This is a genomic window from Promicromonospora sp. NPDC060204 (assembly GCF_042728455.1).
GTDB lineage: Bacteria > Actinomycetota > Actinomycetes > Actinomycetales > Cellulomonadaceae > Promicromonospora.
The window spans coordinates 1-5,902 of the sequence record NZ_JBHWZO010000336.1; the positions used below are offsets into that span (position 1 = coordinate 1).

The 5,902-nt window shown below is 74.1% G+C and carries 5 protein-coding genes; 3 read left to right on the forward strand and 2 right to left on the reverse strand.

Annotated features, from left to right (window positions below; translation table 11 throughout):
* Window positions 1-38: 38 nt before the first annotated feature.
* Together ACFWEJ_RS26490 and ACFWEJ_RS26495 are read right to left on the reverse strand one after the other, a co-directional pair.
* Window positions 39-2,126: a DUF349 domain-containing protein gene (locus tag ACFWEJ_RS26490; RefSeq protein WP_377232161.1), complete on the reverse strand. Its 2,088-nt coding sequence runs from the start codon at window positions 2,124-2,126 to the stop codon at window positions 39-41.
* The gene (locus tag ACFWEJ_RS26495) at window positions 2,123-2,917 is read right to left on the reverse strand and encodes a peptidylprolyl isomerase (RefSeq protein WP_377232162.1); all 795 of its coding nucleotides are present in this window, start codon (window positions 2,915-2,917) and stop codon (window positions 2,123-2,125) included. The genes ACFWEJ_RS26490 and ACFWEJ_RS26495 overlap by 4 nt, the downstream gene beginning before the upstream one ends.
* Window positions 2,918-3,121: 204 nt before the next feature.
* Here ACFWEJ_RS26495 and ACFWEJ_RS26500 point away from each other — a divergent pair, with 204 nt between their 5' ends.
* The 3 genes from ACFWEJ_RS26500 to hisS are packed head-to-tail and all read left to right on the forward strand — an operon-like array spanning window position 3,122 to window position 5,865.
* Window positions 3,122-3,784 carry an MBL fold metallo-hydrolase gene (locus ACFWEJ_RS26500; protein WP_377232163.1) on the forward strand — a complete coding sequence of 221 codons (663 nt, stop codon included), beginning with the start codon at window positions 3,122-3,124 and terminating at the stop codon, window positions 3,782-3,784.
* Window positions 3,781-4,455, forward strand: a complete 675-nt coding sequence (locus ACFWEJ_RS26505; RefSeq protein ID WP_377232164.1) for a hypothetical protein — start codon at window positions 3,781-3,783, stop codon at window positions 4,453-4,455. The genes ACFWEJ_RS26500 and ACFWEJ_RS26505 overlap by 4 nt, the downstream gene beginning before the upstream one ends.
* A gap of 30 nt (window positions 4,456-4,485) precedes the next feature.
* A complete protein-coding gene (hisS, locus tag ACFWEJ_RS26510) occupies window positions 4,486-5,865 on the forward strand; it encodes a histidine--tRNA ligase (protein ID WP_377232165.1) in 1,380 nt (459 codons plus the stop codon).
* The last annotated feature ends 37 nt before the right edge of the window (window positions 5,866-5,902 follow it).

Here is a 5,902-nt window from a genome sequence, read left to right on the forward strand (position 1 = left end):
GTCGCGCAGAGCGCGACCGGGCCCGCTGTGGACAAGCATCAGCCCCGGGAGTCCTCCGCGGCCTTGACGACCTGCTCCAGCCACGAGCGGCGGGCCGCCACGGCGGCCTCCAGCTCGGAGACCTTGCGCTTGTCGCCCTTGGCCTGCGCGTCCGCGAGGTCCGCCTCGAGGGCCGCGATCGCGGACTCGAGCTGCGCCGCCGCACCCTCGGCGCGCGCACGCGTCTCGGGGTTGGTGCGCTTCCACTGCGCCTGGTCGGCGTCGCGGACCGCGGTCTCGACCGCACGCAGGCGAGCCTCGATGCGCTGGATGTCGCCGCGAGGAACCTTGCCGGCCTCCTCCCAGCGCTCCTGCAGGTTGCGCAGGGCGGCCTTGGCCTTGTTCAGGTCCTTGACCGGGAGCAGCGCCTCCGCCTCCTCCAGCAGGACCTCCTTGACCTTCAGGTTCTCGCCGTACTCCGCGTCGATCACGGCGTTCTCGGCGTCCCGGGCCTGGAAGAACCGGTCCTGCGCGGCCCGGAACCGGGCCCACAGCGCGTCGTCGTCCTTGCGGGACGCCCGGCCCGCCGCCTTCCAGCGCGTCATCAGGTCGCGGTACGCGCCCGCGGTGTAGCCCCAGTCGGTGCTGTTCGACAGCGCCTCCGCCTCGGAGACCAGCTTCTCCTTCTCCGTCTTCGCGGCGCTGTTGCGCTGCTCCAGGTCGGCGAAGAAGTGCCGGCGCTCGCGGTCGAACGCCGTGCGGGCGTGGCTGAACCGCTTCCAGAGCGACTCCTCCGTGGGGCGGTCGATACGCGGCCCGGAGCGCTGGGCGTCCTTCCAGCGGTCCAGCAGCGCACGCAGCTCCTCGCCCGCCGGGCGCCACTGCATCTTGCTCGGGTCGGTCGCCGCGATCTTCTCGGCGGCCTCCACGATCGAGGTGCGCGACTCGACGGCCTCCGCCTTGGCGGCGGAGCGTGCCTGCTCCAGGGCGGCACGGCGCTCCGCGGCGCGGCCCCGCAGGGCCTCGACCCGGGTCCGCAGGCCCGGCAGGTCGCCGACGGCGGCGGGCTCGGCGGTCTCCTCGCCGAGCTTCTGCAGCGTCTGGTCGATCTCGCGCACCGACAGGTCCGCGCTGTCCAGCCGGGCCTCGAACAGGCCGACCTTCGCGCTCAGGTCCAGGTAGCGGCGCACGTACAGCGCGAGCGCCTCTTCGGTGGTGACGCCGGGGAACTGGCCCACGACGCGCTCGCCGTCACCGTCGTTGACGTAGACGTTGCCCTCGTCGTCGACGCGGCCGAACTTCTCCGCCTCGGCGTGCGCGACGGCGTCCGCGGCGGCGGGCACCACGGGTGCGGGCGCCGTCGCCGGGGCGGCCTGCGCCACGGGGGCCGACGGCGTGCCCGGCTTGGGCGCACGCGGCCGGGCGAGTGCGGCCGGCGAGGGGATCGCCGACGGCTTCGGCGTGGCGGGCTTCGGAGCGGGCGCGGCAGCCGCGGCGGGGGTCTCGGCCTCGGCGGCCGGTGCCTCGTCGGCGGGGGCCTCGGCCTCGGCGGCGGGAGCCTCCTCGGTCGAGGGCTCCTCGGCGGGGGCTTCGGCCTCGGCAGCGGGAGTCTCCGTCGCCGGTGCCTCCTCGGACGGTGCCTCGGTCGCGACGGCCTCGGTCACGGGAGCCTCGTCCGCAGCCGCCTCTTCGGCGGGCGCCTCGGCATCGGCGGCCGGAGCCTCCTCGGCGGCAGCAACCTCGTCGGCCACGGGGGCCTCCTCGGCGGCAGCGTCGGCCTCGGTGGCCGGAGCTTCCTCGGCAGGCGTCTCGGCCTCGGCGGCAGGAGTCTCCTCGGCGGCAGCCTCGGTCGCAGCGGCGTCCTCAGCAGGGGCCTCGGCCTCCTCGGCGGGCGCTTCCACGGCGGGAGCGTCCTCCGCGGGAACCTCGGCCTCGGCCACGGGAGCCTCCTCGGCGGCCGGCTCCGTCGCGGCGGCCTCGGGGGTCGCCTCGGCGGCGTCGTCCGCCGTGTCCGCCCCGGCGGCGGTCTCGGTCGCCTCGCTGACCGCCTCGGCGGGGGCCTCGGCTGCGGTCGGAGTCTCGGCCACGGGCTCGACGGGCGCGTCCTGCTGGACGGGCTCGGTCGAGCGAGAAGTGGGTTCGCTCACTGGGTCTCAACTCCTTCGATGGTGACCGGGGTGGCAGGCTCACCGTCTGGTGCACCGTCTACCGCGCCCGTGTCAGCGACTGCTTGGACAAAGTCCAGGCCGGATGTGATCGTGCCGAAGACCGTGTACCCGCCGACCGTGTCGGAGGGGATGGTCGAATCCTCGTAGACGAGGAAGAACTGGGAGCCCATGGACTCGGCGTCGTCGCCCCGCCGCGCCATCGCGACGGTGCCGGCGGGGTAGAGGTCGTCCTCCGGGGCGTTCTCGATGGGCCCGAAGGAGTAGCCCGGGCTGCCGGAGCCCGTGAAGGTCGGGTCGCCGCACTGGAGCACGAAGATGCCCTGGGTCGTGAGGCGGTGGCAGCCGGTCTCGTCGAAGTACCCGCCCTGGGCGAGCGTCACGAAGCTGGCGACGGCCTGCGGCGCGGCCGCGCCGTCGAGCTCGAGCACGACGTCGGCGGTGGTGTCGCCCGAGCAGGCCTGCAGCGTGACGGTCCAGGTGCGGTCCTCGGCCACCGACGGGTCGGCGAGCTCGTAGGTGTCCCGCGCCTCCTGGACGCCGGCCGGGCAGGTCTCGGTGCCCGCGCCTGCTTCGGCATCGTCGCCCGCCTCGGGCGCACCGGAGCTGATCAGCGCGGCGACCACGAAGGCGCCGACGAGCGCGAGCACCGTGAACAGTGCGACCAAGGTCCACAGGCGCTGCTTGTGCGCGCGCTTGGCCGCCTGCCGCTGCGCCCGCTTGTCGGCCTGCCTGGCCTGCTGCGCGCGCTGCCGCTGCTTGGTGGAAGCCACCGCGTTCCCTTCCCCGTGCTCTCTCGTGCTCACCCCGACCCGGGGCGCGGTCACGCTGGACCGATTCACCTGATGGATCCGGGGCGAATCACCCCGTGCGGGGACAGTGTAGGCATCGGATGCCAGGTCATACTGTCTGAGCGCCTCCGGCGACGGGTGAAGAAGCCTCTGCCAGGCACGACGGGAGCCGCTAGCGTGGGTCGCGTGGAGCTTCGTGTCTTGGTCGCGCCGGTCTTCGGGACCAACTGCTGCGTCGTGTCGGCGGGTGCCGACTGCGTGGTGGTGGACGCCGGTGCGGGGGTCGCCGACGCCGTCGGACGCCTGCTCGACGACACCGGACTGAAGCCGCGCGCCGTCCTCGCCACGCACGGCCACGCCGACCACACCTGGGACGCCGGGGTCCTGTGCGCGCGGTACGGGATCCCGATGCGCCTGCACGAGGCCGACGCATACCGCCTGGCCGACCCGTTCGCCACGCTGAGCCCCGCGCTGGAGACCGCGCTCGGGCTGCACCGCGACGACTACCGGGCGCCCGACCTGGTCGAGCCGTTCGCCACGCCCGGCGGGTCGGCAGAGCTCACGTTCGGCGATGTCACGCTGCACGCCCTGCACGCGCCGGGCCACACCGAGGGGTCCACGCTCTACCGCCTCGACGACGAGGTAGTCCTGACCGGCGACGTCCTGTTCGCGGGCTCCGTCGGCCGCACCGACCTGCACGGCGGCTCGTACGAGGTGATGGGCAAGACCCTGCGCGACGTCGTGCGCGGCCTCGACCCGGCGCTCGCCGTGGTCCCCGGGCACGGCCCCGCCACCACCGTGGCCCGCGAGCTGGCGACCAACCCGTTCCTCACCGTGGCCGGCGCGTGAGGGCGTACGTCGACACGCGCGCGGGGATGGCCGAGGACGGCTGGTCCGCCGCGTGGACGTTCGACCTGACGCACTGGGGCACCTGCGGCCAGGGGCCCGACGACGCCGCGGCGCTCGCGGACCTCGCCGAGCGGTGCGGGCTCGGGGCCGGCGCTGCAGAGGCCATCGACGTCGTCGAGCGCGTGGTCCGGGCCGAGAGCGGCGACGAGACGGTGTTCGAGCGCGACCTGGCGCCGGCGTCGGACGCGGAGCGCGGGGCGACGCTCGCCGTCCTGGCCCGGACCCGGGCCAGGACCCTCGACCTGGTGCGGGCCGCCCCGCCCGGGGTGCTGGCCTACCGCGACCCCGGACGGCGGCTCCCGGCCTACGCGTCCTGGCACACGGTGGAACAGCTCGCGTTCCACATCGCGGACACCGAGTCGCGCTACTACCTGCCGCTGCTGGGGCTGCCCGCGCGAGAGCGGGCGGACGACGTGGTGACCGAGCTCGAGGAGTCCGGGGCGCACGTGCGGCGTGTGGTCTCCACGATGGCGCCGGACCTGTCCCGGGTCTGGCCCGACCACGGGAGCTGGACCAGCGTGAAGGTGCTGCGCCGGCTGGCATGGCACGAGCGGGGCGAGCTGGACGTGCTCGCCGGGCTGGTCGACCAGGCTGTGGAAAACCCGGGCTGACGGGTCGCCGCTCGTGGGAAGATCTGAGGCATGGCAAAGCCCACTCCTCTCTCCGGTTTCCCCGAATGGCTCCCTGACGGTCGCATCGTCGAGCAGCACGTCCTCGACACGCTGCGGCACACCTTCGAGCTGCACGGGTTCGCCGGGATCGAGACGCGGGCCGTCGAGCCGCTCGACCAGCTCCTGCGCAAGGGGGAGACCTCCAAGGAGGTCTACGTCCTGTCCCGCCTCCAGGAGGAGGACGGCGCCGCCCGCTCCGGCTCCGAGAAGCAGCTCGGCCTCCACTTCGACCTGACCGTCCCGTTCGCCCGCTACGTGCTGGAGAACGCCGGCCGCATCGCGTTCCCGTTCCGCCGCTACCAGATCCAGAAGGTGTGGCGCGGCGAGCGCCCCCAGGACGGCCGCTTCCGTGAGTTCGTCCAGGCCGACATCGACATCGTGGGCGCGGGCGAGCTGCCGTACCACTTCGAGGTCGAGGCGCCGCTGGTCATGGCCGAGGCGCTCGGCGCGCTGGGCGAGATCGGCCTGCCGCCGGTCCGCATCCTGGTGAACAACCGCCGCGTCGCCGAGGGCTTCTACCGCGGCGTCGGGCTGGACGACGTCGAGGGCGTGCTGCGCCAGATCGACAAGCTCGACAAGATCGGCCCGGACAAGGTCTCCGAGCTGCTCGTGACCGAGTGCGGTGCCACCGACGACCAGGCCAAGGCCTGCCTCGCGCTGGCGTCGATCTCGGGGTCCGACGTCGGCGTGATCGACGAGGTGCGGGCGCTGGCCGAGTCGTACGGCGCCGTGACCGAGCTCCTGGAGACGGGCCTGGCCGAGCTGGGCGCGCTGATCGCCGCGGCGGCGCAGCGCGCGCCGGGCGTGGTCGTGGCCGACCTGAAGATCGCGCGCGGCCTCGACTACTACACCGGCTCCGTCTACGAGACGGTGCTGGTGGGGCACGAGCAGCTCGGTTCGGTCTGCTCGGGCGGCCGGTACGACACGCTCGCGTCCGACGGCAAGAACACCTACCCCGGTGTGGGCCTGTCGATCGGCGTCTCGCGCCTCGTCTCGCGGCTGCTGTCCGCCGGCCTCGTGGAGGCGACGCGTTCGGTGCCGTCCGCCGTGCTGGTCGCGGTCTCGTCCGAGGAGGACCGCGCGACGTCCGACGCCGTGGCCGCGGCGCTGCGCGCCCGGGACATCCCGGTGGAGGTCGCGCCGAGCGCCGCGAGGTTCGGCAAGCAGATCAAGTACGCCGACCGGCGCGGCATCCCGTTCGTCTGGTTCCCGGGTTCCGCGGGGGAGGACGGCGTCGTGGGCGCCGACCAGGTCAAGGACATCCGTTCCGGCGACCAGGTCGACGCCGACGCCGCGACGTGGGAGCCGCCGGCCGAGGACCGCTGGCCGCGGGTGGTCCCGCAGGGCTGACCGCCGGCCGGCCTGAACCTTGCGCACCCGCCTCGCA